Annotated in this window: 22 protein-coding genes; 10 read left to right on the forward strand and 12 right to left on the reverse strand. The window is 67.6% G+C overall.

The window, feature by feature from the left end:
• A partial coding sequence (locus AB0I45_RS11755; RefSeq protein WP_360318107.1) for a transposase occupies positions 1-144 on the forward strand: 144 nt, incomplete at its 5' end.
• Here AB0I45_RS11755 and AB0I45_RS11760 read toward each other — a convergent pair.
• The gene (locus AB0I45_RS11760) at positions 127-612 is read right to left on the reverse strand and encodes a hypothetical protein (RefSeq protein ID WP_345031533.1); all 486 of its coding nucleotides are present in this window, start codon (positions 610-612) and stop codon (positions 127-129) included. The genes AB0I45_RS11755 and AB0I45_RS11760 overlap by 18 nt on opposite strands.
• 290 nt (positions 613-902) lie before the next feature.
• Between AB0I45_RS11760 and AB0I45_RS11765 the strand changes: the two genes are divergently transcribed.
• From AB0I45_RS11765 to AB0I45_RS11795, 7 genes are all read left to right on the forward strand, one after another.
• The gene (locus AB0I45_RS11765; protein WP_217494891.1) at positions 903-2,987 is read left to right on the forward strand and encodes a hydantoinase/oxoprolinase family protein; all 2,085 of its coding nucleotides are present in this window, start codon (positions 903-905) and stop codon (positions 2,985-2,987) included.
• Positions 2,984-4,981 carry a hydantoinase B/oxoprolinase family protein gene (locus tag AB0I45_RS11770; RefSeq protein ID WP_254668880.1) on the forward strand — a complete coding sequence of 666 codons (1,998 nt, stop codon included), beginning with the start codon at positions 2,984-2,986 and terminating at the stop codon, positions 4,979-4,981. Before AB0I45_RS11765 ends, AB0I45_RS11770 begins: the two co-directional genes overlap by 4 nt.
• 117 nt (positions 4,982-5,098) lie before the next feature.
• Positions 5,099-5,809, forward strand: a complete 711-nt coding sequence (locus tag AB0I45_RS11775; RefSeq protein ID WP_247618505.1) for a glycosyltransferase — start codon at positions 5,099-5,101, stop codon at positions 5,807-5,809.
• A complete protein-coding gene (locus AB0I45_RS11780) occupies positions 5,806-6,936 on the forward strand; it encodes an acyl-CoA dehydrogenase family protein (protein ID WP_247618506.1) in 1,131 nt (376 codons plus the stop codon). The genes AB0I45_RS11775 and AB0I45_RS11780 overlap by 4 nt, the downstream gene beginning before the upstream one ends.
• Positions 6,929-8,371: a bifunctional PIG-L family deacetylase/class I SAM-dependent methyltransferase gene (locus AB0I45_RS11785; protein ID WP_247618507.1), complete on the forward strand. Its 1,443-nt coding sequence runs from the start codon at positions 6,929-6,931 to the stop codon at positions 8,369-8,371. Before AB0I45_RS11780 ends, AB0I45_RS11785 begins: the two co-directional genes overlap by 8 nt.
• Positions 8,372-8,401: 30 nt before the next feature.
• Positions 8,402-8,926: a hypothetical protein gene (locus AB0I45_RS11790; protein ID WP_345031524.1), complete on the forward strand. Its 525-nt coding sequence runs from the start codon at positions 8,402-8,404 to the stop codon at positions 8,924-8,926.
• Positions 8,927-9,148: 222 nt separating this feature from the next.
• The gene (locus AB0I45_RS11795) at positions 9,149-9,895 is read left to right on the forward strand and encodes a class I SAM-dependent methyltransferase (RefSeq protein WP_175406833.1); all 747 of its coding nucleotides are present in this window, start codon (positions 9,149-9,151) and stop codon (positions 9,893-9,895) included.
• On the opposite strand, the gene AB0I45_RS11800 is transcribed toward AB0I45_RS11795, so the two are convergent.
• On the reverse strand, positions 9,859-12,273 hold the full coding sequence (locus AB0I45_RS11800) for an AAA family ATPase (protein WP_137318409.1): 2,415 nt from the start codon (positions 12,271-12,273) through the stop codon (positions 9,859-9,861). The genes AB0I45_RS11795 and AB0I45_RS11800 overlap by 37 nt on opposite strands.
• A gap of 264 nt (positions 12,274-12,537) precedes the next feature.
• A complete protein-coding gene (locus AB0I45_RS11805; protein WP_265809045.1) occupies positions 12,538-13,002 on the reverse strand; it encodes a DUF3253 domain-containing protein in 465 nt (154 codons plus the stop codon).
• 179 nt (positions 13,003-13,181) lie between these two features.
• Between AB0I45_RS11805 and AB0I45_RS11810 the strand changes: the two genes are divergently transcribed.
• Positions 13,182-13,592, forward strand: coding sequence for a nuclear transport factor 2 family protein (locus AB0I45_RS11810; RefSeq protein WP_137318411.1), 411 nt, complete (start codon positions 13,182-13,184; stop codon positions 13,590-13,592).
• Positions 13,593-13,637: 45 nt separating this feature from the next.
• On the opposite strand, the gene AB0I45_RS11815 is transcribed toward AB0I45_RS11810, so the two are convergent.
• From AB0I45_RS11815 to AB0I45_RS11825, 3 genes are all read right to left on the reverse strand, one after another.
• A complete protein-coding gene (locus AB0I45_RS11815; protein WP_247618518.1) occupies positions 13,638-14,093 on the reverse strand; it encodes a Zn-ribbon domain-containing OB-fold protein in 456 nt (151 codons plus the stop codon).
• Entirely contained in the window at positions 14,093-15,253 is a 1,161-nt protein-coding gene (locus tag AB0I45_RS11820; protein ID WP_265809046.1) for a thiolase domain-containing protein, read from the reverse strand. The genes AB0I45_RS11815 and AB0I45_RS11820 overlap by 1 nt, the downstream gene beginning before the upstream one ends.
• A 133-nt stretch (positions 15,254-15,386) precedes the next feature.
• Positions 15,387-16,160, reverse strand: coding sequence for an SDR family NAD(P)-dependent oxidoreductase (locus AB0I45_RS11825; protein WP_247618520.1), 774 nt, complete (start codon positions 16,158-16,160; stop codon positions 15,387-15,389).
• Between the two features lie 351 nt (positions 16,161-16,511).
• Here AB0I45_RS11825 and AB0I45_RS11830 point away from each other — a divergent pair, with 351 nt between their 5' ends.
• Positions 16,512-17,600 carry an alcohol dehydrogenase catalytic domain-containing protein gene (locus tag AB0I45_RS11830; protein WP_247618521.1) on the forward strand — a complete coding sequence of 363 codons (1,089 nt, stop codon included), beginning with the start codon at positions 16,512-16,514 and terminating at the stop codon, positions 17,598-17,600.
• A 25-nt stretch (positions 17,601-17,625) separates the two neighbouring features.
• Here the strand turns inward: AB0I45_RS11830 and AB0I45_RS11835 are convergent, their stop codons facing one another.
• The 6 genes from AB0I45_RS11835 to AB0I45_RS11860 all read right to left on the reverse strand — a co-directional run bounded on the left by AB0I45_RS11835 (position 17,626) and on the right by AB0I45_RS11860 (position 24,086).
• Positions 17,626-18,066 carry an NUDIX domain-containing protein gene (locus AB0I45_RS11835; RefSeq protein WP_247618522.1) on the reverse strand — a complete coding sequence of 147 codons (441 nt, stop codon included), beginning with the start codon at positions 18,064-18,066 and terminating at the stop codon, positions 17,626-17,628.
• A 237-nt stretch (positions 18,067-18,303) separates the two neighbouring features.
• Positions 18,304-19,188: a carbohydrate ABC transporter permease gene (locus tag AB0I45_RS11840; protein ID WP_101652806.1), complete on the reverse strand. Its 885-nt coding sequence runs from the start codon at positions 19,186-19,188 to the stop codon at positions 18,304-18,306.
• Entirely contained in the window at positions 19,181-20,038 is an 858-nt protein-coding gene (locus AB0I45_RS11845) for a sugar ABC transporter permease (RefSeq protein ID WP_245873654.1), read from the reverse strand. The genes AB0I45_RS11840 and AB0I45_RS11845 overlap by 8 nt, the downstream gene beginning before the upstream one ends.
• A gap of 94 nt (positions 20,039-20,132) precedes the next feature.
• Complete coding sequence (locus AB0I45_RS11850) at positions 20,133-21,470, reverse strand: sugar ABC transporter substrate-binding protein (protein ID WP_101652808.1); 1,338 nt, start codon at positions 21,468-21,470, stop codon at positions 20,133-20,135.
• Positions 21,471-21,495: 25 nt separating this feature from the next.
• Entirely contained in the window at positions 21,496-22,950 is a 1,455-nt protein-coding gene (locus AB0I45_RS11855) for an NtaA/DmoA family FMN-dependent monooxygenase (RefSeq protein ID WP_265809048.1), read from the reverse strand.
• 65 nt (positions 22,951-23,015) lie between these two features.
• Complete coding sequence (locus AB0I45_RS11860; protein WP_247618525.1) at positions 23,016-24,086, reverse strand: aldo/keto reductase; 1,071 nt, start codon at positions 24,084-24,086, stop codon at positions 23,016-23,018.
• Between the last annotated feature and the right edge of the window lie 5 nt (positions 24,087-24,091).

A 24,091-nucleotide genomic window follows, 5' to 3' on the forward strand; every position in this document is an offset into this window, starting at 1 on the left:
AACGTCATCGAGCGCGGCTACAGCCGCCTGAAGCAGTGGCGGGCCCTGGCCACCCGCTACGACAAACTCGCCATCGTCTACCGCGCAGCAGTCGTACTCAACGCGGCTATTGCGTGGCTACACCATTTATCGGACACGCCCTAGGTGTACACCGTCCGGGATCGTCTGCGGTGAACTCGGGCTGGGCGCATCTCCGACCCCCGTCACGATGGAAGCCCGGGCGATGCGCAGCGGTTGATACGCCGCGAAGCCGAACTCGGCGAGCCGATTCCACATCGACCCCTCACGGCCGGGGCTCACCCCGACGATGAGCTCCTTGAGGACCTGAGCCGATTCCTCGCGTCGCGTGGTGATCGCGAACGTCTCCAGGCTCTCGAAAGAGCGAAGGAGCTTCGCCACGCAATCGAGCACGAGCGCCGGCATCTCGGAGCGCGGGTTCCCCGGGAGCACGGCGACGACGATCGCGTACGTCCTTCGGCGAATCGACACCCGGTGCGCATGGACCTGCCACTTGCCGACGGTCCCGGCGATGCCGGATCCACCGTCGCCGACGACCTCACGGTCCGCAAGGGACTTCCGCCCGGTCCGGGGGTCGAGAACCCAGCGGGACACCAGCTGTCCCGGAGCAGCGCCGACGCTTCGCACGATCTCACCGTGCTCATTGATCACGAGTGCCGAACCATTGCAGACCCGCGCTGCGCGACGCACGAGAGATTCAAGCGGGTCCTCTTGCGCCATCGCAATGAGAAGTTGGTCGAGCACCCATTCCCGGGATCGTTCCACCTCAGACTCCCTGCTTTGTGGATTCCCCAAGGATACCCGTCGGATCCTTGAGTTGATCCATTGACGAGGCAACTCCGCACACCCAGGATATGAACCACATCACGAATGAAGGAGTGGATGTGGCAGACCTCAGAGTCGCAGTCGATGTCGGCGGAACGTTCACGGACGTCTGCATCTTCGATGAAGAATCCCAGATCATGAGAGTGACAAAAGTCCCCTCGACCCCGGACAACCCGATGGAGGCAGTCCTCAACGGCGTCGCACGCGCCCGGATCGACCTCTCCGAGGTCGAGCTCTTCTCGCACGGGACCACCGTCGCGACGAACGCGCTCATCACTAGGAAATTCCCCAAGGCCGCCATGGTGACCACGAAGGGCTTCCGCGACGTCCTGGAGATCCGCGACGGCACGAAGGACGACCTGTGGGATGCATACCGAGATGTCAGCGGACCGTACATCCGGCGCCGCGACCGGTTCGAGGTGTCCGAGCGGATCGACTACACCGGCAACGTCGTCGAACCCCTCGACGAGGACGAGGCGCGGCAACTGGCGGCACTGCTCAAGAAGCGGGGAGTCGACACCGTTGCAGTGTGTTTCCTCAACTCCTACGCCAACGCCGAGAACGAGGAGCGGATGCGCGCGATCCTCACCGAGCACCTCCCCGATGCGAACGTCTCGACCTCGGCGGAGATCCTGCCGGAGATATTCGAGCACAACCGCTTCAACACCACCGTCGCCAACGCCGTCCTCGGCCCGCTGGTGTCCGGATACGTCGAGCAGCTCGACGAGAAGCTCACCGCTGGCGGCTACGCCGGAGAACTGCTGCTCCTGCACTCCGGCGGCGGTTCCATGACCTCGACCATGGTCAAGAAGTTCCCCGTCAGGCTGGCGGCATCGGGCATCGCCGCCGGGGCGATCGCCGCGAAGCACATCGCGGAGCAGTGCGGGTATGTCAACGCGGTGGGCCTCGATATGGGCGGCACCTCGACAGACATCTCCCTCATCAGTGAGGGCGAACTGCGCGTGACCAACGAATGGGAGGTCGAGTACGGCCACCCCATCGTCTTCCCCAGCATCGAGGTGCTCACCATCGGTGCCGGCGGCGGCTCCCTCGCGCACATCGACATCGCCGGCTCGCTCCGCAACGGCCCCCAGTCCGCAGGTGCCGCACCCGGTCCTGCCTGCTACGACCGAGGCGGCGAGGAACCGACGAACACCGATGCGAACCTCTGGCTCAACCGTCTCGGCACCGATCTGGCCGACGGCGAGATGACCCTCGACCGTCGGCGTGCAGAGCAGGCTATCCGCAGCACGATCGCCGAGCCGCTCGGACTCGAGGTCGACGAGGCGGCGGACTCGATCCTCAAGGTCGCGAACGCCAACATGGCCGATGCGGTCCGGCTGGTCTCGATCCGCCGCGGGCTCGACCCGCGGGACTTCGCGCTCATCGCGTTCGGCGGCGCCGGCGCGCTCCACGGCGCCGAGGTCGCGCGCGAGCTCAGCATCCCGGTCGTCATCGTGCCACCCAGCCCGGGTGTCACCTCGGCACTGGGCTGCCTCCTCGTGGACATCCAGCACGACCTGTCGCAGATGTTCACCGCCAGTGCATCCGAGGTCGACGCCGAAGACCTCGCCGAGCAGTTCCGGGCCCTCGAGTCCGAGGGCGCGGAACGCCTGCGCCATGAAGGGGTGAGCGACGACCAGGCCGTGCTGGAACGCGGGATCTCCATGCGGTACCAGGGCCAGTGGCGCTCCCTCCAGGTCCCGATCGGTTCCGATCCCGATGCGCTGCAGGCGGCTGTGCAGACTTTCCACGAGGAGCACGAGAAGCAGTACGCGTTCCGTCAGGACGACACCCCGGTCGAGATCTACCAGATCCACCTCAAGGCCCTGGGGAAGACCCCCAAGCCCAGCTTCCGGCCCGAGAACACCGCACCGCAGAGCCCGGGCGAGCCGGTCGAGGTCCGAGACGTGTACTTCGAGGGCCGATGGATCCCAACCCCGGTCCACGAGCGCGCGGGACTGGCCGCCGGGACGGAGTTCACCGGGCCCGCGATCATCAGCCAACTCGACTCGACGACAGTGGTGCCGCCGAATGCCCGTGCAGAGATCGACGAATGGATGAATATCCGCATCGTCCTCACCGACCGGGACACCGCGTCCGAGCCGGAAACCGATCACGATGAAAGCGAGAGTGCGCGATGACCACCATGGACACGGCACAGCGGGCCGACTCCTCGACCGCATCGCACCGGGCATTGGATCCGGTGACCTTCGAAGTCCTCAAGAATGCTTTCGCGACGAGCGTCGATCTCATGAGCGAGCAGATCCTTCGCACGTGCTATTCGTTCGTCATCTACTCCCGCGACTTCTCCTCGGCCCTGTGCGATCGCGAGGGGAACACGGTGATGCAGGGCAGCGCCGACATCGCCGTCCACGTCGGCACCCTCCACTTCCAGTGCAAAGCCGTGATGGAGGAGTTCGGCGACGACATCAATCCCGGGGACGTGTTCGCGATCAACGACCCCTACCGCGGCGGAACGCACTTCAACGACGTGAGCTTCATCCGTCCGATCTTCGCCGAGGACGAGATCATCGGATTCGCCCAGAACAAGGGTCACTGGGCCGATATCGGAGGCAGTGTTCCCGGTTCGTTCGACGTCTCGGCGAGCGAGCACTTCGGTGAAGGGCTGCGCATCACGCCGGTCCGGATCTGGCGCAGCGGGGAGTTCCTCCACGACGTCGCACAGCTCCTGGTCTCCAACACCCGGGCGCCTGACCAAGCGATGGGCGACCTCCACGCCCAGTCGGAGGCGACAGCGGTCTGTGAGCGCGAGGTCCTCCGTCTGGTCGACAAGTACTCGAAGCAGACGGTCCTCGACGCGATGCAGGAGACCCAGGACTACGTCTGCCGCACGGTCCTCGCCAGCCTCAAGAATCTGCCCCGGGGCGAGTGGGAGACCGTCGACTACATCGACGCCGACCCGGCGAAGGGCGAAGGGCTGGTGCCGATCCGGGTCAAACTCACCTTGGACGGCAACGGCATCCACTACGATCTCACCGGTTCTGCTCCAGCGGTCTCGACCTTCCTCAATTCTGGCTACGGGACGACCTTCTCGGCGGTCTACGCCGGCACGAAGACCTTCTTCCCCGAGGTGCCGCTCAACTCCGGGTTCTATCAGGCGGTGACCGCCGACATCGGGGAGGAGGGGACCGTCGTCAACGCCGGATGGCCGCACGCGGTGACCGGGTTCTGCTCGGGACCGTACGAGAAGGTCATGAATGCGGTGTTCGAGCTGTGGAGTCGAATCATGCCGGAACGCGCCATGGCCTGCGCGTTCAATCTGGAGTACCTGCTCGTCGGGGGCCACGACAGCCGGGTCGCCGGCAACCCGTATTTCATGTGGTACGACTGGATGGCCGGCGGGTGGGGCGGACGCTCCACCAAGGACGGGTCCTCCGCGACCGCACCCGTGTTCGGCACCGGACTGGCAGTCCAACCGCTCGAGGGCCAGGAGCGCTTGAGTCCGGTTATCACCACCAAGCACGCCATCAGCACCGACTCCGGAGGGCCGGGACGGTTCCGGGGCGGCTGCGGGATCGAGAAGGGCGGCATTCTCACGGATGCGAGCGGCACGGTCATGAGCTACTGCTGCGACCGTGGACGGTCGGTGACCTGGGGCATCGAAGGCGGATTGCCCTCCGTCCCCCACGGAGTCTGGCTCAACCCCGGCACCGCTGACGCGAAATACCTCGGAGCGACATTCTCCAGTGTGGCGCTCGCCCCAGGGGACGTCTTCGAGCGGCCCTCCGCGGGCGGCGGAGGATTCGGCGATCCTCTCGAACGCCCTGCAGAGGAGGTGCTCGAGGACGTCATCGACGAGTACGTCTCGATCGATCGCGCCGCAATCGACTACGGGGTGGTGATCCGGGAGATCGATGCCGAGCTCGACGAGTTCGAGATCGACCACCACGCGACCACCGATCTGCGTGCGCGGATCCGGAGCGAGCGGGGTGACCGGCTCGATGCGGACCCCGCTGAGGTCGCAGCGCGGTTCAGGTCGGGCGACCTCACTGTGCACGATGTCGTCCGGCAATACGCCGTGATCCTCGACTGGGGCACCGGGGAGCTGCTTGAGAAGTCGACTGCGCAGTTCCGCGACAGTGTGCGCAGCCGGTCGGCCGCGCACTGGAGCTGACCGAGAGGTCGGATCTGAGCCTTCTTCTCGGGCACGGCGGCTAAGATGGCTCCCGGGCACAAGGCTCCTTGTGCCACGAGCGTGCGCCTGACGGCGCACTCGTCAGGGGAGGCACCGGTGTCAGCTGCAAGCGTCGAGTGCTGCGTGGTCGTGCCGGCGCACGACGAGGCGGAGCTCATCGGTCGCACCCTCGCTTCCCTCCGCACCGCCGCCGCGACCGCACGGATCGCGCCGCGCGTCATCGTCGTCGCAGACGCCTGCACCGACTCCACTGCCGTGATCGCCCACCGATCCGGGGCCGAGGTCGTCGAGATCGACGCACGGAACGTCGGTGCGGCCCGCCGAGCCGGGTTCGAGCACCTCCTCGGTCCCGCGAGCGCTGTCGGCGATCCCACGGACTCCGCGGGCAGCGCGCTGTGGCTCGCGACCACCGACGCGGACAGCACCGTCCCGTCCACGTGGTTCTCCCGCCACCTCGCCTATCGCGCTTCCGGCGCCGACCTCGTCGCCGGCACCGTGGTCCTCGAACCCGGCCCGGCGATCGACCCCCTCCACGAGCGGTGGACGAGCGCCTACTCCCTCAAGATCGAGGCCGGCCGGCACCATCACATCCACGGCGCCAACCTCGGCTTCACCGCGCAGGCGTACCGCGCACTCGGTGGCTTCAGCGCCCTCGCACTCCACGAGGACGTCGACCTCGTCCAGCGCGCTGCGGCCTCCGGCCTGTCCGTGGCCTGGGCGCTCGACATCCCGGTCGCGACCTCGCGCCGCACCCACGGCCGCTCCCCCGGCGGCTTCTCCGACGACCTCAAGGCGATGGTTCCATGACCGCTCACCCGACCGATTCGACTGCCCGCGGGGAACTCGCGACCCGGCTCCGCACCCTCACCCTGCCGCTGCCCGGGCGCGGCGGGACGATTCGCCGCTGGGAGCACCTCGCGCGGCTCACCGCAGAGGACATCGTGACCGGCCGTCTCATCGAGGCCCATGCCGACGCGATCGCGATCACCACGGATCTGGGTGCTTCCGGGCTCGTCACCGCGGACTCGCACTGGGGCGTGTGGGCGGCCGAACCGCCCCGGCCGCTCCTCACCGCGTCGGAGAGCTCAGGACAACCCAGCGGCTGGGTCCTCCACGGCACCAAACCGTGGTGCTCGGGCGCCTCGCTGTGCACCCATGCGCTCGTCACCGCCACCACCCGGGAACGCACCCCGGATTCGCCCGCGGAGGTCGCCCTCTTCGCAGTCGATCTCTGGCAGACGGGGGTCCGGGCGGTGCCGGGCACCTGGCCTGCGGTCGGGATGGCCGCGAGCGATTCCGGCTGGGTCGAGTTCGACGACGTGCCCGCCCGGCGCCTCGGCGGCCACGCCGACTACCTCGAGCGGCCGGGGTTCTGGCACGGCGGGGTGGGAGTCGCCGCCTGCTGGTTCGGCGGTGCACGTGCCGTGGCCGCGCCGCTGTTCGAGCGGGCGGCGCGGGCGAACGCATCTCCGCTCGTCCGGGCCCATGCCGGTGCGGTCGCCGCCGAGCTCGCCGCCGGCTGGAGCCTCCTCGAGCACACGGCCGCGTTCGTCGACGCGGACCCGGACGACGAACGCGGCCTGCTCATGGCCCGCGCGCTCACCGTGCGCACGCGGATCGACCGGATGGCAGCCGGCGTCATCGACCGGGTCGGCCGGGCGCTCGGGGCCGGACCACTGTGTTCGGACGGGGAGCACGCCCAGCGGGTGGCAGACCTCGGCGTCTACATCCGGCAGACCCATGCCGAGGCGGACGAGGCGACGATCGCCGCCGAGGTGCGCGCCCACGCCGAGCGGGCAGGCGCCGCCGGTACGAGCACCGGAACCGGGCCTGGGAACGGGCCTGGGACTGCCGACGTGGACGTCGTCGCAGCAGCTCACTGGGACACGCTCATCGGCTTCGATTCGACCCCGCTGCGCGGCACTGATGACTGAGGCGGATCACCCCACCGCGTTCTCCGGCCGGGACGCGCCCACCACCTCGGCGGGTGACCTCGCCGCGTTCGAGGCCGGAGTTCCCCACTGGGCGGGAGAGCGGGATCGGCACGGCCGGTGGGCGCCGGTGGACATGCCCGCGCTCGTCGTCGTGGCCCCGCACCCGGACGACGAGGTCGTCGGCGCTGGCGCGCTGCTCGGCGCGGCGGTGCGTGCGGGCGTTCCGGTGACCGTGGTCGCCGTGACGGATGGAGAGGGTTCCCACCCGGCGGCAGCCATCGACCCCGAGGAGCTCGCGCGGATCCGCACCCGGGAATCCGAGGCGGCACTTGCCGAGTTCGACAGGCTGGCACCCGCAGGTGGAAGCGGCGCCGGGATCCGCCGCATCCGCCTCGGCCTGCCCGATGGTCATGTCGCCGGCGGCGAGGACCAGGCGGTCGACGGTATCGCCGCGGTCCTCGAACAGCAGCCGGCGGGCACATGGCTCGCGGCCCCGCTGTGTGTGGACGGGCACCCCGATCACGATGCGAGCGGCCGGGCCGCCCGCCGTGCCGCCGCCCGGTTCCCGAGCGTCCGTGTCGTGGAGTTCCCGGTGTGGCTGTGGCAGCACTCACTGCCGGGCGCGCACCTCGAGGTGGAGTGGGACGCCGCCCGCGCCATCGATGTCGACGACGAGCTGTTCACCGCGCGCGAGCGGGCGGTGGCAGCGTTCCGATCGCAGATCAGCCTCGAGCACGGGGTGCCGGTCGATCGGACCGGCGACGATCCGGAGACCGCGGTCGTGCTGCCGCCGCAGGTGCGGGAGCGGATGCTGCGCCGCCGCCAGATCGTATTCCCGCATCCGGGCGGCGGATTCGCGGCCCTCTATGCGCACGGCGAGGACCCGTGGAACCTCGCCGACCGGTGGTACGAGGAGCGCAAGTACGCCCTCACCCTCGCGATCCTGCCCCGGCGCACGTTCCGCCGCACCTATGAGCCCGGATGCTCGATCGGCGTCCTCACCGCGCAGCTGGCGCAGAGGTGCGAGCAGCTCATCGGCACCGACATCATCCCGCAGGCCATCGAGTCGGCGCGCCGTCGGGTGCCCGCCGACCACGTCGACCTCCGGGTCGCGGGAATCGACGACTGGCCGGAGGGCCGGTTCGACCTCATCGTGCTCAGCGAGCTCGCCTACTACCTCGCCGACGCGGAGTTCGAGCATGCGCTCGCGCGCGCTGCGGAATCGCTCGAGGAGGGCGGGGTGCTGGTCGCCGTGCACTGGCGTCATCCGATCCCCGGCGCCTACCGGGACGCCGAGGCGATCCACACCGCACTCGCCGCACAGCCGGGCTGGGTGCGACACGCCTCGTACCGGGACGCCGACGTCCTCATCGAGACCTTCGGACCGCCCGGCCCGAGTGTGGCGAGTGCGGAGTTCCTCGACGCGGAGGGGTGAGACCGGGGGCCGCGGCTGGTGCGGGACGCGATGATCACCGGCGTCGGCGTGCTCCTGTGCTCGGCGACGTTCCTCCTCATCGAGCAGTACATCGTGCTCGCGGTCATCGGGTTCACCCTGTTCGGCATCGGCCTGGGCTTCTACGCCACCCCGTCGACGGATGCCGCGCTGTCGAACGTGCCCGAGGCACAGGTCGGCTTGGCGGCCGGCATCTACACGATGGCCTCCTCGCTCGGCAGCGCGATCGGTGTCGCGGTGTTCGCCGCGCTCTGCGTCGCCGGCCAGGCGGTGAGTCCGGAGTTCGTTCAGTCGTGGGGCCTGTTCATCGGCCGGCAGGACACCATCGCGCTCCGGTTCGGCGGAGCGATCGGCCTGCTGTTCAACGTGTTCATGGTGGTGATTGCCCTCGCGTCGATCATCCTCACCGTGCCCTCGCAGAAGAAGCTCGAGGCGCAGAGGGCGGCCGCTGAGAAGGGTGACACGGACGCCGAGGCACCGGTCATCCACACCGGGGAGGCGCTTCGCGACGTCGCTCCCCCGCCCATCGGCAACTGATCATGACGCCTGGCGGGCGCCTCGGCCGAGGTGCCCGCCGGGTCCCGGCAGCGGCGCGTCTGCCGATCCGCCGGCTCCGGCCCCGTCCTCTGCTGCACCTCTGCTGCGGACGGGGCCGGAGCTGCATCACGGAGCTGGTGCTGTGCACGGTGGCCTGGGATTGTGTCGAATCCCGGGCATACACGCATCCCCGTGTCAGCGATGCGTGGAACGATGGGCCGCATGAGCATCCCCGACTACATGATCGAGTTCCACCGCAACGCCGCCCGGCAGGCGCCGGGCAGCGACGACAGCACGCGGCGAGCGCTCTCCCTGGTACCGGGGGTCGACATGGTCCGGCGGGTGCTCGATCTGGGGTGCGGGACGGGTGCGCAGTCACTCGTCCTGGCGCAGGAGACCGGGGCGACGATCACGGCCGTGGACATCCTGCCGGAGTTCCTCGAGGAGCTCGAGGCGCGCGCCCGGGCGGCCGGGGTCGCGGACCGGATCGCCACGCTCGAGGCGTCGATGATCGACCTCGACCTGCCGCCGGAGCACTATGATCTGCTGTGGTCGGAGGGCAGCGCGTACACCGTGGGGTTCGAGGCGGGCCTGCGCTACTGGAAGCGGTTCCTCGCTCCCGGGGGTGCGCTCGTGGTGTCGGAGCTGTGCTGGCTCACGGATGACCGGCCGCCGGAGATCGAGGAGTACTGGGCCGAGGGCTATCCGGGCATCGGGACGGTGGAGGAGAAGCTCGCGGAAGCCGCCCGGGCTGGGTACACGTGCATCGAACACTTCGTCCTGCCGCCCGAGGCGTGGACGGATGGTTACTACACGCCCATCCGGGAGCGGTCCGAGGCATTCAGCGAAGCGCACGGCCGCGATCCGGAGATCGACGCGTTCCTCGACTCCGGTCTCGACGAGGCCGCGATGTACGACCGGTTCGGCGAGTACTACTCGTACGTGTTCTTCGTGCTGCGGGCGGGGTGAGGCTCCTCATCGTCGAGCAGCTCGACGATTCGGCGAGCAACCCTGATCACCTCACCGGGTGCAATGACTGCACGCAACTCGGCGACCACAGTGTCGGCCATGACATCGATCAAGCGATCAGCGATAGACACTGCAGCGGTCTGTTTGGGAGATGCCGGAGATTCGTATGCCGACGTATCCGACAAATGACGCAGCGGGGCGGAATCCAAGGGCGGTGATCCCTTCGCACCGACGACGACGCCATGGGCCAGTGGCAGCAGTTCATCGACCTCATCCGAGTTGGAATTTTCCTGGTCGAACCTGTCATCAACATCGAACGGCGGCGGGGCGGAAACCACCTCTAACGACGGGAGCACCGGTCGCAACAGCGCCGGAACGTTCTCACCTGCAAGGATCATGTCCAGCCGGGCTGTCGATCGCGTCAGTGCGATGTACAGGAGCCGGGCTCCGGAATCCAGGTGGTAGATGCCCTTCGGATCCGCGATCACCACGGCGTCGAACTCGAGTCCCTTTGCGGTCTCGGGCCGGATGAGATTGATGTTCTTGCCCAGCGTTCCGGTGTCGGCCATCGAGTACCGCACACCTTCGCTGTCCATTCGAGCGGCGATCTCCGCGAGCATGGGAGCAGCCGCGATGACCCCGACCATGAGCCCGTCCGCTGAGTGCTCACGCGCGCATTCGAGCACGACTCGGGATACATCGCCGCTCCAGGCACTCAATACTCGTGGCTCGGAACCGGACGATCGAACTGATTCTGCCGCATCCAGGTCTGGAGCGATCTCGCTCTGCAATGCAACGGCGATCCGGAAGATCTCGTTCGGCACGCGGTAGACGTGTTTGAGCGTCCGCCGACTCGCTGGCACACCCTTCTTCTCCAAAGCGTCGATGATCTCATTCCAGGAGTTCCTGGCGAATGGTCCGGTGGACTGCGCGATATCACCGACAAGCGTCATCGCTCCGGTCCGCGATCGACGGGCGAGCGCCTGCAGCTGCATGCCGCTGAGATCCTGCGCCTCGTCCACGACGATGTGATCGAATCTCAGCTGATTGCCCGGGTCCATCAGGGCTTCGACCTCATGCAGGAGGAATGCGTCCTCGATCGACCACGGCTCATCGGAGATGTACCGCTGAGGGCGTCGATACAGCAGGTTCAGTTCTTCAGATGTCAGCTCATGGCCCCCAGCTGCACTGGTGCGATTGCGAGATCCGAACAGCTCCCGGAGGAACTGGAGCGGTGACAGGCTGGGCCATACTCGATCGACCTGCTGGTTGAAGGAGCTGGTGTCGAACTCTCGCTCGAAGCTCACGTCAGCTCGAGTTCCGAGCGACCGCAGGCATTCCCCGCGCAGAGCTTCGATGAACCGGTGTCGGCCTTCCCCGTATGGCAGATAGGACAGCGGCCTGATCAGATTGCGCACAGTCATGCTGGAGATCTGAATCGAACCCGCGGTGTTCGAACGCTTGACCTTGAGAGATTCGCCGCCAGTTCGCACTCGCAAGCGAAGCCCCTCCGCAAGCACGTGCTGCATTCGAGCATCACCCTTGAGCGCAGCCCTCGCCGGCTGCTCCGTGTGCCTTGGGACGACCAAGTCGCGCACAAGATCTTCGAGCGCTGCATGCCGGACCCCATCGTCACCCAAGGACGGCACAACGTCCTGGATGTACTTGACGAGTGTGGTGCTGGGCCCCACAACCAGCACGTCCTCCGGTCGGAGGCCTTGCTGATTGAAGAGAAGCCAGGACACTCGGTGCAGCGCCACTGCAGTCTTACCGGTGCCCGGACCGCCCTGAATGATGAGCAGTGATTTCGGTGTATGAGCGATGACGTCGTACTGAGCAGCCTGAATGGTGCGAACGATGTCGCCCATTGAATCGGTGCGGCCGGCTTCCAGGCTTTCGAGAAGCTCATCATCGAGCCGAACTTCTCCGCGCTCAAGGGCAGCGATCTCGTTCTCCAGCTGCGCGAAGACCAGATCGGAGAAGTCCTTGACTGTGTTTCGGTCCGTCCGGAATGTGCGCTTTCGGTTCACCCCGCCCGGGTTCTCCGGTGTTGCGGAGTAGAACCAGTTCCCCGCCTTGGATTTCCAGCTCGCTACGAGCAGGTCGCGGTTCTCGTCGAGGATTGCCGATTTCCCGACATATATCTTCCGCTCATCCTGCGTATCGACTCGTCCGATCGCCACCGGGTCATTCGGTCCGAGTGTGTCCCCAGATTTGAGAGCCCTGCTCAGGGCCCTGATGTCCGCAGCACTGCCTCCGGCACCGGCCTGAGACTTCTTGATCTGGTGCTGCGCGTCGACGTGCCTGCGCATCGCACGATCGAAATATTTCTGCTCCGCCGCGAGCTCAACAGTCTTGTCGATGGGTTCTGCCGACACGTATACCTACCTCAGAGAACGATGACAGTACGTATTGCGTACCACTCGTCACAGTATGCAATGGACCTCAGACACGGGTCGTGCTGTTCGGTCAGATCAACTCGATTTCTCTCCCAGTTGAGCCCGATACCGAGCGGAATCACATTTCTCAAGCGCCCATCAGACATCCATCGTCATCGCAGTCGCGTTCGATTGAACTACGCGGAGAATGCGAACCTGCCGCAGTGACCGAGTGCTCGCGTCGAGCGGGGTGAGGGCAGTCGGTCACCCATCACCGTCACCCGATGGACTTCGCACACGCATCTCGTCACTGCTCGGGCACGGAACCCATGCCTGAGTGTGCTGCCGATCGCGGATCACGGCCTCGACGAGAGATTCGCAGCTCTTCCATCCCGCACCGCCGACGGTCTGCGCCACCTCGGACGCGCATACGGGACCTCCGTCGCGAACCCGCAGAAGAGCGTTTATGACAGCTTCTGCCCGACGCCGCCGACCCTCATCGGTCGGCTCCCACCACGGTTCGCCGCGCTCACCCAGGGCGATCTTCGCTTCGTGCACCCGGGGACGCGCGGAATCACCGGCAGTCTTGATCTGCCGCCGGGCCCGCATCAGTTCGCCGACGAGTTCGCTCTTGATGTCCGGTGGAATCTCCGGATCCGTGGCCCGCCACCGGCGGCCGTTGACGACGATGTATCGGCCGTCATCGGTGTACCGGTGCTCTGCGTTCATGCGACCCGAGTCTACGGGCACGGTCTGTGCAGGTGGGCGATCCATCACCGCCTACTGGTGAGAAGCGGAGCATCGTCCCTGCAGCTCGGATCACTCTTTCGGCGTCTCAGCAAGTATCACGCGCACGCAATACACTCGTACAGACCGTCAGAGTCGACGACCACGAGGAGAACCCGCACATGACCGCTGCAGCACCCGCCCCCATCCAGGCCTGGCACGATCTCGTCCGCTCGCCCGAGCCGGAGAAGCTCCGCGCGCTCCTCTCCCCCGAGGTGACTTTCCGCTCCCCTGCCGTCCACACCCCGCAGGAGGGTGCGGAGAAGACCTTCGCCTACCTGTGGGCGGCGACCCAGGTGCTCCGGCCCACGCTCACCTACGACCACGAGTGGTACGACGCGAACTCCGCGGTGCTCCAGTTCAGCGCCACCGTCGACGGCCTCGACGTCAGCGGCGTCGACATCATCGAATGGGACGTCGAGGGGAAGATCACCGACTTCACCGTCATGGTCCGCCCGCTCAAGGGGCTCCAGGCCGTCATCGGGGCGATGGGAGCCGAACTGCAGAAGGGTTCGCCCGGGCAGACCGGCTGAGGCCTCGCACGAGGTCGGTCGGCAGGGGTTCTGAGGAGAGAACCCTCACCCCTGCACGGGCGCGAAGCGGGGCAACGCCGCCTCGCCCTCGGTCGAGTGGAACACCACCTCGACCGGCAGGCCGATCGCGAGCGCGCTCTCGTCGACGTCGACGATGTTCGTCATCATCCGCACGCCCTCGGCGAGCTCGACGTAGGCGAGCACGTAGGGCTCCGCGCCCCGGTAGTCGCCCAGGCCGCCACGGCGCACGACGCTCCAGCTGTAGACCTCGCCCTTGCCGGAGACCCGGGCCCATTCGACTTCGAGCCCTCCGCAGTGCGGGCAGAAGCCGCGCGGGTACCAGGTGTACTCCTCACACGTCCGGCAGCGGGTCACCTGGAGCTCGCCTCGAGTCGTCGCCTCCCAGAACGCACGCGTCTCTGCAGAGATCGGTGGAGTGGGGGCCGGCAGATCGCTGCCGATTTGCGCCTCAGCGCCGTGGGTGTCCGCTGTCTCGCTCATCATGCCTCCCGTCCGAGGATGAGCGTCGCGCTGCCCATCCGGGTCCCCAGCGATCCTCCGGTGCCGTGGGCGAGCGCGATCTCGCAGTCGGGCACCTGCACGGCCGGGTGCGCCTCGCCGCGCAGCTGGCGCACGGCCTCGAGGATCTTCGTCATTCCGCCGCGGTTGGCGGGGTGGTTGTTGCACAGTCCGCCGCCGTCGGTGTTGAACGGCAGCCCGCCGTCCGGTGCTCGCAGCGCGCCCGAGGCGACGAAGGCGCCGCCCTGCCCCTTGGGGCAGAAGCCGAGGTCCTCGATGGTCTCCACCACGGTGATCGTGAAGGAGTCGTAGATCGAGGCGTAATCGATTTCGGCGTGCGTCACCCCGGCCTCGGCGAAGGCGCGCGGCCCCGACCACACCGCACCGGTGTGCGTGAGGTCGATGCGTCCGCGGTTCGCGGTCTTGGGCGCCTCGCCGTGGCCGAGTACCGCCACCGAATGGCGATCGAGGCGCTTGGCGACCTCGGGGCTGACGACGACGACGGCCCCGCCGCCATCGGTGACGACGCAGCAGTCGAGGCGATGGAGCGGATCCGCGATGAGCGGGGAGTTGACGACGTCCTCGACGGTGACGACCTTCTGCAGGAGCGCATTCGGGTTGTGCTGGGCATGGAGCGAGGCGGCGACCTTGACCTCGGCGAGCTGCTCGCTCGTCGTCCCGAACTCGTGCATGTGGCGGCGAGCGGCCAGCGCGTACATCGACGGGGTGGACGTGCCGAACACGTTCTCGAACGCGTACTCCGGAGCGCTCGGGGTCACGGCGCCCGGGCTCGGGGCGGACACGGGCAGGCCCGCCATCGTCACGAGCGCGATCTCGCACTTGCCGGCGGCGATCGCGGCCGCGGCGTGCCCGACGTGCGCCAGATAGGACGAGCCGCCGGTCTCGGTCGAATCGAGGTAGCTCAGGCTCAGTCCCATGTAGTCCGCCATCGACAGCGCACCGAAGCCCGGCGCGTCACCGGCGCAGAAGTACCCGTCGACGTCATCGAAGGTCAGGCCGGCATCGGCGAGCGCGCCGACCGCGACCTCGGCGTGGACCTGCGCCACGGACCTGTCGGGGATCTTGCGCAGCGGATGCTCAAAGGCACCCGCGATGAGCGCCGCACCACGGATCGTCATCATTGACTCCTAGTGATCGTTCGTTCAACTTAGGAAATATTACCACGGAGGCATACGCGACCCGGCTGCACGGACATCGAGCGCGACGGAGCGACCCGCCCCTCCCCTACCGGCCTCGGGCGCATCACCGCCCCGCCTACACCGTCGCGCTCAGTCCGCCGTCGACGATGAGCGAGCCGCCGGTCATATAGGACGAGGCCGGGCTCGCGAGGAAGAGGAGCGCGGAGTCGAGCTCCTCCTGTTCGCCGAACCGCCCGAGGATCGCATTGTCGGCGACCATCTCCTGGAGCAGGTCGCCGCCCTCGGCCTCGGTCATCTCGCTCGCGAAGTACCCCGGGCACAGCGCATTGACCCGGATACCCTTGCGCCCCGACCACTGCTGCGCGAGATCGCGGGTGAGCCCGAGGACGCCGGCTTTGCTCGCCGCGTAGTGCGCCTGGGGATAGCGCGAGGAGGCGTGCCCGTGGACGCTCGACAGGTTGACGATCGCGGACCCCCGCGGCATGTGCGGCGCACACGCCCGGGCCATCCAGTAGGTTCCGTTGAGATTGACGTCGACGACGTTCCGGAAGACCTCGGGGTCCTCATGGAGGGCGACACCGGCCGGACCCATCCCCGCATTGTTGATGAGCACGTCGATCCGGCCGAACTCCTCGACGGCCGCGGCGGCCAGCGCCTCGCACTCGGACTGCACCGACACGTCCGTGCGCCGGGTGAGCACGGACGTTTCCGCAGCACGCAGCTCTTCGGCGAGGGCCTCGAGGCGGTCCTCGCGACGCGCGGCGAGGACGAGCGTCGCACCGACGGCAGCCGTGGCACGGGCGAAGCCGACGCCGAGGCCGGAGCTGGCTCCGGTGATGACGACGACCCTGTCGTCGAGCCGGAAGCGATCGAGCGGGTTGGAGGGCATGGCAGGTGTCCTGTTCGTCACGGGCAGACCTGGGCCGACGGGACGGCAGGGCACCGTCGGTCGCACTGCTCTCAAGTCTGCCGATCAAGCGTTCGGTTCGCGTGAATTGTCGCACACGGGCCTGCCGCGTGCTACGGCGCTCCGCGCGGCACTCGGCCCTGGGGGCGGATCAAGCCGCGGGGCCTCCGGCCGGCCGAGATGCACTGCGGCGCTCCCTTGCCCCGGAGACCTCCCCCTGTCAACGTCCCAAACAATCGTTCGAAACATTTTCAGCACCGGCGCATCGGGTCCAGCACCCGCGCCGCGTGCGCCGGACCCCGACAGCAGCCGCACCGAGGAGAACCCGCACCCATGAAAGCTCTGACCTTCCACGGCCCGCGCGACATCCGGTACTCCGAGGTGCCCGACCCGCAGCTCATCGACGAACGGGCGGCCGTCGTCCGGGTTACGCGTGCGAGCATCTGCGGCAGCGACCTGCACATCTACCACGGCGAGGGCTTCAGCGACGACCTCGGTTTCTGCGTCGGTCACGAGGCCGTCGGGGTCATCACCGAGGTCGGCGCCGCTGTCGACCGCCGTTCGGTGGGCGACCGCGTCCTCATTCCCGCGTCCGTGGGATGTACGCGCTGCCAGGCGTGCGATGAGGGCCGGACCAGCCAGTGCACCTCGCGCAGCGGTGCGACCGAGAAGTGCTACGGCCTGAGCACTGCCCTCCAGGGGTCGCAGGCGGAGCTCGTCGCCGTCCCCGACGCCGACCGCAACACCGTGATCATCCCCGAGGGGATCTCCGACGACGCCGCAGTCGTCATGACCGATGCCACCGCCACCGCCTGGTACCGAGCGCGACGCGCCCGCATCGCCCCCGGCGAATCGGTGGCGGTCATCGGCCTCGGCCCGATCGGCCAGACGGCCGTCCAGCACGCGCGCCTCATGGGTGCGGCGGAGGTGTTCGGCATCGACCCCGTTCCCGAGCGCCGCCGGATGGCCGCCGTCCAGGGGGCTCGGGTCGTCGACGCCGAGGACCCGGTCGCCCAGGTCCGGGAGTGGACCGGCGGGCAGGGTGCCCACGCCGCGATCGAGGCGGTCGGCGCCGACGCGACGATCGAAATGGCCCAGCGCCTCGTGCGGCGCACGGGTCGGGTGAGCGTCGTCGGCGTCAATCAGAACAAGCGGTACTCCTTCCACATGGAGCGGGCCCAGGTGAAGGAGCTCGAGTTCGCCATCGGCCTGTGCTCGGTCCAGTTCGAGCTGCCCACGCTCCTCGAGCTCACCCGGGCGGGCCGCCTCGATCCCGAGGTCGTCATCACGCACCGGCTCCCGCTGTCCGAGGGTCCGGCCGCCTATACCTGCTTGGACACAAAGTCGTGGGGTCCCAGCCTGGTTGATTCCAGCAGCTTTGCCGTAAGACTGCTTCCTTCTTCGCAGGCCGAAACCGAATGATCGCTCAGGGCCGGCCACCTGGGCGTCAGGGATTGCGCATTGGCTGGAGGGGAAAAGAAGGAGCGAGCGACTCTCCCTGCTCCTTCGAGTGAGCAACGCCATCGTGGAGCGGAAAATCGGGCCGGGCAACCCAGCGCGCGAACTCGATGGTCCCGCCCTCCTCGATGGCGCCCAGGTGCCCGCCGACGATGGTGGCGTCGAAGATGAAGCGCTGCGCCCGGAAAGGGCGCCCGGTGCGCCGGCTGAATGGCGCGGTGAAGTGATGCATCGCCAACAGAGAGCCGAGCTCGACGAGGTACCCCGTCTCCTCGTGGGCCTCGCGCACGGCAGCACTTTCGATGTCCTCGTCGAACTCCACACCGACCCCGGGCAGCGACCAGCCCGGATGGAATCCCGCCGCTCCTCCGTTGAACCAGGTCAGCAGGATCTCATTGGCGTCGTTAACCACCACCGCGTAGGCGGCCAACCGCGTGTTGTACTTGGTTGAAATGCACCCGAAGATTCTATGACTCGAACCCTTCCGGGAATAGCCCTGCCTGGAGGGATGACGATCGGCAGTGAGGTCAGAGCGAAGCCGAGCACCTCGCCGTCAGTCGCGTGCTACTCGATGCAGGCGTGCATGACTCTCTTCCGCCTCAACCACAACGTCGCCTCCGCGCGCGAGTCGACAGTTCTGAAGCGGATCGTTCGACTCTGGAGCGGCTCATTTCATCGCACCGGAGGTGAGGCCCTCGATCAGGTAGCGCTGCAGCAGTACCGCGATGGTGAACACCGGAACAACCGCCAACAGCGACGAGGCGGCGATCCGCCCGAAGTCCTGCACCCGCTCGCTGAGCATTCCTGCCAGCAGGACCGGAACCGTCTGCACGTCCTCGCTCTGGGTGAGGAAGGTGGCGAACAGGAGCTCGTTGTAGTTGAGGATCGCCACGATCACCCCGACGGCGATGAGCGCAGGCACGAGCATCGGCGTGACGATCCGCAGCAGCAGCTGCCATTCCCCCGCGCCGTCGAGCCGCCCGGCCTCCTCGATCTCGACAGGAAGGCGCCGGATGAACCCGTCCAGCAGCCAGATGGCCACCGGCACATTCATCAGCGCATACACCAGAATCAAGCCGGGCAGGCTGTTCGTCAGCCCGAGAACACGCAGCAGGGTGAGCAGCGGGATGATCGCCACGATCGGCGGCAGCAGCCACGGGCTGAGGATGAGCCCGCTCAGCAGCACTCCCCCGGTTCTGAACCGCGCCATCGCCCAGGCCCCGGGGAGAGCGAGCGCCAGCGTCAGCAGCGCTCCCGAGACGCTGGCGAGCAGCGAGTTGAGTACGCCGCGCGGCACTGCGGAATCCAACGCTCTCTTCCAGTTGCCCGCTGCGGGTTCGGTCGGAACGAGGATGCCTGCGGCGATCTGCCCCTGTGTCATGAAAGAGATCGACACGAGGTAGAGCAGCGGGACGAGCACGACGAGGACGCTGAGGATCACCCAACCGCCCCCGACCCATGACTGCCAGCGGGCTGCTCCTGCCGAGCGCCGTCGGCGGCTCCGGCTGAAGAGAACCCCCTTCAGCCCGGCTTCCTGCACAGCCTCAGACATCGCGAAGCCTCCTGACGATCAGGAAGATGGGAAGCGTGACGACGGTGACCACGACTGCCAGCAGCAGCGTGACGGTGGCCGCCATGCCGACGTCGAAGCCGCGCAGCGCGGTTCGCCAGATCAGGTATGCGGGCACCAGAGTGGAGGAGCCCGGACCGCCAGAGGTCATGACGTAGACCAAGTCGAAGACCTTGAAGGCGAGAATGAGGCGGATGAGGAACGCGGCGGCGATCGTGCCCGCGATCGCGGGCAGGGTGATGTGGCGGAACAGGCGCAGGCCGGTGGCGCCGTCTAGTCGTGCCGCCTCGGTCACGTGCGGGTCCTGGCCGAGCAGTGCGGTGAACACCAGCAGCACGACGAGGGGTGTCCACTCCCAGACGTCGGCCAGAGCCACTCCGAAGACCGCCCACGTCGTATCGGACAGAACTGCGAACGTGCCCGACCACGGAGTGAAGTGCTGAACAAGGGTGTGGAGGAGGCCACCGGAAGGGCTGAAGATGAAGCTGAAGAGGATGCCGACCACCACCGGCGGGACGATCATCGGCAGCAGCAGCACGGTCCGCACGAATGCTCCCGCCCACAGCGAGCGCCACAGCGCTATAGCGGTCAATGTCCCGAGCACCGTGCTCGCAACAGCAACCCCGATGGCATAACCCGTGCCAAGGGCGAGCGAGGTGCGAACATCCGCAGAGGCGAGGGCTGCCTCGAAGTTCGCGGTGCCGACGAACTCCTGGAACGGTCGGCCCAGGCTCGACTCGGTGAAGGCCGCCGAGGCGATGAACACCAGGGGATACGCCGCCAGTACCACCAGCACGAGCACGCTGGGGCTGACGAAGATCGCTCGATGCACGCGCGCGGGCACTCGGCGGCAGGGCCTGGACGACCTCTCACCAGCGGGTTCCGATGGGACGCCGGTGACCCGCGGCTCGGTGTGCGGGTGAAGATCAGTCGCCAAGGAGCCTCTCCCACTCTGCCTGGACACCATCAAGGGTCTCCTGGGCCGAGCCTCGCTGACCCGACAGGTGAGCGGCGATCTCATCGGTGAGGATCTGTGCGGCCTCAGTGGCGTTCTCACCTGTGGGCCATGCCAATGCCCCGTCGAGCGTCGACCTGTTGACCTCCTGGAGCTCGGGGAATTCTTCGCCATAGGTCGTGTCCTCCAGAGAGGAGACTCGATTCGGATCGATCCCGGTGGGCGGCAGCGCCGTGAGGAGTTCGGAGTTGACCTCGGAGGATGCCGCCCACTGGATGAACTGCTGGGCGAGGTCGGTCTTCTCGGAATTGCCCGCCACCACCCAGCTGAAGCCCGCCACGAGCGAGGCGCGCGGCTTCTCTCCCTCGGCTCCGCGGGGCAGGTACGTCACACCCCACTTGTCGACCACCTCGGAGCCGGATTCGGGATCCTGCGACCGCACGCCCAGGTCTGTCCAGTTCTCAATGAAGGCGACCTTGCCGGCGAACCACGCCGAGTTGCCGGCACCGAAGTCCGTCTCCGCCGGGGTGGGCAGAGCGTCGTCCCAGGTCTCCTCCAACGCCTCCAGGGCTGACACGGCTTCTGCCGAGTTGATGGCGGGGGCACCGGAATCGTCGAGGAATTCGCCTCCGAAGCCGGCCAGGCGGTTGGCGAAGCTCGCCCCGAGGATGAGCGGCGACTGCTCGCCGAAGACGGCAGCCCCGTAGACTCCCTCGTCCCCCTCGTTCTCCGTGATGGTCTGAACCTGCTCGGCGTACTCGTCCCACGTGGCAGGAGGCGCATCGAAGCCGTTCCGCTCGAGGATCTCCGTGTTGTAGAAGAGCGCGTGGATGTCCCCGTCGAAGGGCACCCCGTAGATCTCCTCGCCGACGTGGGCATACGGCTGCCAGATGGACGGGATGAAGTCGTCGACGTCGAGGTCCGGCGATCCCTCGACGAACTCCGTGAGCGGTTGGATGCTGCCGTCAGCGGCAAGGTCGCCGAGCGAGACGTACCACGGAGCCGACACATCGTAGACGTTCGCTCCGGACTGCTGATCGAGGGTGAGCGTCGAGGCGATCTCGTCGTAGGGGACGGTGGTGACGTTGATCGTCACGCCGGTCTCCTTCTCGAAGCTCTCGGCCAACCAGGCACCCGCGCCCTCGTGGGAGGCATTGAGGAGGAGGTTGAGCTCCTCGCCCTCGTATTCGCCCGCGAAGGCATCACCCTCGGCGGCGCTGGCGCTGCCGCACGCGGAGAGCGTCAGCGCGGCCACGACGCCGGCGGCGAGGAATTTCAGGCGGCCGGGGGCCGATCGTGTGCTGCTCATGGGGCATGTCCTTTCGTCGGGTGCGTCAGAGTCCTCGGCCTGCGAGGAGCTGCTGCTTCGGGGTTTCGGTGGAAGTCGCGCTGAGGTGGCCGAAGGCGCCTCGGTAGGCAGCCGCCGGATGGGAGTCGGGAAGCCGGTCGGCCCCCGTCACACGCGCGCGCAGGCTCGTCGGGCGGCGGGTCTGCTCCTCCTCCGCGGTGCGGGCGAGTCCACGGCTGCGCAGAACGGGCAGGACGTGATCGATGAACTCGTCGTAGCTGCCCGGGATCGTCGAGTTGATGACATTGATCCCATCGATCCCCGCGTCCTGCCAGGCTTCGAGCTCATCGGCGATCTGATCGGGCGTGCCGACGATCCTGGTCGCATGGGCACGGAAGTGGGCGAGGTCGCGCAGGGTGACGCGCCCGTTGGGTGCCATCGCTCTGAGCTCCGAGAGGTGTCCCTGGGCACCCTCGGTGTGCTCGAGATCATCCAGCGGGGCGTCGATCGGCAGGTGACCCACGTCGACCCCCAGGCTGCCCGCGGTGTGCGCGATGAGGGCGTGGATGTCGAGCGAGTTGTCGAGGTCCTCCGCCCGAGCCCTCGCCTCGGCTTCCGTCGAACCGACCACGAAGGAGAGTCCCTGGATGAACTTGACGTCCTCGGGCCGGCGCCCGGCCCGTGCGGCACGCTCCCTGACGTCCTTCGCATGTGCAGCCGCGATGTCGCGCCGCGGCGCCATGGAGAAGGTGGCCTCGGCATGTCGGGCAGCGACGTCCCGACCGCGGGACGAGGACCCAGCCTGGAACAGGAACGGCGTGCGCTGCGGCGAGGGCGCCGAGAGATGAGGGCCCTCGACCCGGTAGCGGGCGCCAGTGTGCTCGATCTTGGCCACCTTGTCCGGATCCCCGTGCAGGCCGCGTCCTCGGTCGTGCTCCAGGTGCTTGTCCTGCACCAGCGCACCGTCCTCCCACGAGCCCTCCCAGAGCTTGTAGCAGACCTCGAGGTACTCCTCCGCCCAGTCGTAGCGGTCGTCGTGCTCGGCCAGTCCGTCGCTCCCGAAGTTCCGGTGGGCGTTCTCCGAGGCGCTCGTCACCACATTCCAGCCCACGCGCCCTCCGGAGAGGTGGTCGAGGGTGGAGAGCTGGCGGGCGAAGGCGAAGGGGTGCGCCTGGATGACTGACGAAGTGAGCGCCAGTCCGATCCGATCGGTCACCGCCGCGAGCGCGGAGATGAGCACGAGAGGGTCGTTCGCCGGGATCTGCAGCCCCCGGCGAACATGAGACGCCCATCCGCCCTCGTGGTCGCCGTAGAGCCCGACGACATCAGCGAAGAAGGCGATATCGAATCCGGAGCTCTCGAGCCGCTGCACGAGCGACACCCAGTGCTGCAGCTCGTTGAACCGATGCTGCTGCGCCTCGGGACGGCGCCACGCGCCGCCGATGATGTGGCTCGTGGTGTTCATGAGAAAGGCGGAGAGAATGAGGGGGGAGCGGGACACGTCGGACCTCCAGGGGGTCAGGAATGCGGTCGGCGGGCCGGCGGCCTGCCGTAGCGTAGTGGGGATCACAGGTCCGAGGAGACCGACCAGATGTTGATGCCGGCCTCGCCCCGGGTGATCTCGTCGATCTCGGCGAGCTCCTCGCTGCTGAAGGACGTCGAGGACAGCGCTCCGAGGTTCTCGTCGAGCTGCGCAGTGGATGAGGCCCCCAGCAGTACGGAGGTCACTCCACCGTCGCGGAGCAGCCAGGCGATCGCGAGCTGGGCCAGAGTCTGCCCACGCCGCCGAGCGACCTCAGCGAGTCTGCGCAGGCGGTCGAGATTGTCCTCGCTGAGGTGGTGAGCGGGCAGCGAGGTGCGCCCCCCGGCAGGCTCGGCATGGGGGTCCTTCAGGTACTTGTCCGTGAGCAGCCCCTGCGCCAGAGGGGTGAAGGCGATCGACCCGAGTCCCGTCTCTTCGAGGACGTCGAGCAACCCGTCCTCGACCCAGCGGTTGAGCATCGAGTAGGCCGGCTGGTGGATGGTCAGCGGTGTTCCGAGCTCGGCTGCGATAGCCGCGGCTTGGGCAGTTCGCTCCGCCGAGTACGAGGAGATCCCGACATAGCGCGCCTTTCCGGAGCGCACAGCGGCGTCGAGAGCGCCGATCGTCTCCTCCAGCGGAGTCTCCGGGTCCACCCGGTGGGAGTAGAAGATGTCCACGTGATCGAGTCCGAGGCGGTGCAGCGACTCGTCCAGGCTGGACAGCAGGTAGCCGCGCGAGCCGAAATTCCCGTAGGGCCCGCGCCACTGGTCCCAGCCGGCCTTCGAGGAGATGCTGAGCTCGTCTCGGTAGGGTCTAAGATCCTTCGCCAGGACGCGTCCGAAGTTCTCCTCCGCCGCGCCGGCGGGCGGCCCGTAGTTGTTGGCGAGATCGAAGTGCGTGATCCCGGAGTCGAAGGCGTGCCGGATGATGTCGCGCTGCGTCTGGAACGGGGTCGTGTCACCGAAGTTCCACCACAGGCCCAGAGAGATGGGCGGCAGGAGCAGCCCGCTGCGTCCGACCCGACGGTACCCGAAGCGGGAGTACCGATCGTCGGCGGCTGCATACGGGGTGTGGGTCTCGGTGCCCCAGGCGGAAACGTCGACTGTCTGCGTCATATGTG

The sequence above is a fragment of the Brevibacterium sp. NPDC049920 genome, assembly GCF_040656435.1.
In the GTDB taxonomy this organism is placed as follows: Bacteria; Actinomycetota; Actinomycetes; order Actinomycetales; family Brevibacteriaceae; genus Brevibacterium; species Brevibacterium pityocampae.

Bases quoted from the DNA above. Each gene is read 5' to 3' on its own strand.
- AB0I45_RS11770 (WP_254668880.1), top strand. From the start codon at position 2,984: ATGACCACCATGGACACGGCACAGCGGGCCGACTCCTCGACCGCATCG.
- AB0I45_RS11780 (WP_247618506.1), top strand. From the start codon at position 5,806: ATGACCGCTCACCCGACCGATTCGACTGCCCGCGGGGAACTCGCGACC.
- AB0I45_RS11785 (WP_247618507.1), top strand. From the start codon at position 6,929: ATGACTGAGGCGGATCACCCCACCGCGTTCTCCGGCCGGGACGCGCCC.
- AB0I45_RS11790 (WP_345031524.1), top strand. From the start codon at position 8,402: ATGATCACCGGCGTCGGCGTGCTCCTGTGCTCGGCGACGTTCCTCCTC.
- AB0I45_RS11795 (WP_175406833.1), top strand. From the start codon at position 9,149: ATGAGCATCCCCGACTACATGATCGAGTTCCACCGCAACGCCGCCCGG.
- AB0I45_RS11805 (WP_265809045.1), bottom strand. From the start codon at position 13,002: ATGAACGCAGAGCACCGGTACACCGATGACGGCCGATACATCGTCGTC.
- AB0I45_RS11810 (WP_137318411.1), top strand. From the start codon at position 13,182: ATGACCGCTGCAGCACCCGCCCCCATCCAGGCCTGGCACGATCTCGTC.
- AB0I45_RS11815 (WP_247618518.1), bottom strand. From the start codon at position 14,093: ATGAGCGAGACAGCGGACACCCACGGCGCTGAGGCGCAAATCGGCAGC.
- AB0I45_RS11820 (WP_265809046.1), bottom strand. From the start codon at position 15,253: ATGATGACGATCCGTGGTGCGGCGCTCATCGCGGGTGCCTTTGAGCAT.
- AB0I45_RS11825 (WP_247618520.1), bottom strand. From the start codon at position 16,160: ATGCCCTCCAACCCGCTCGATCGCTTCCGGCTCGACGACAGGGTCGTC.
- AB0I45_RS11830 (WP_247618521.1), top strand. From the start codon at position 16,512: ATGAAAGCTCTGACCTTCCACGGCCCGCGCGACATCCGGTACTCCGAG.
- AB0I45_RS11840 (WP_101652806.1), bottom strand. From the start codon at position 19,188: ATGTCTGAGGCTGTGCAGGAAGCCGGGCTGAAGGGGGTTCTCTTCAGC.
- AB0I45_RS11850 (WP_101652808.1), bottom strand. From the start codon at position 21,470: ATGAGCAGCACACGATCGGCCCCCGGCCGCCTGAAATTCCTCGCCGCC.
- AB0I45_RS11860 (WP_247618525.1), bottom strand. From the start codon at position 24,086: ATGACGCAGACAGTCGACGTTTCCGCCTGGGGCACCGAGACCCACACC.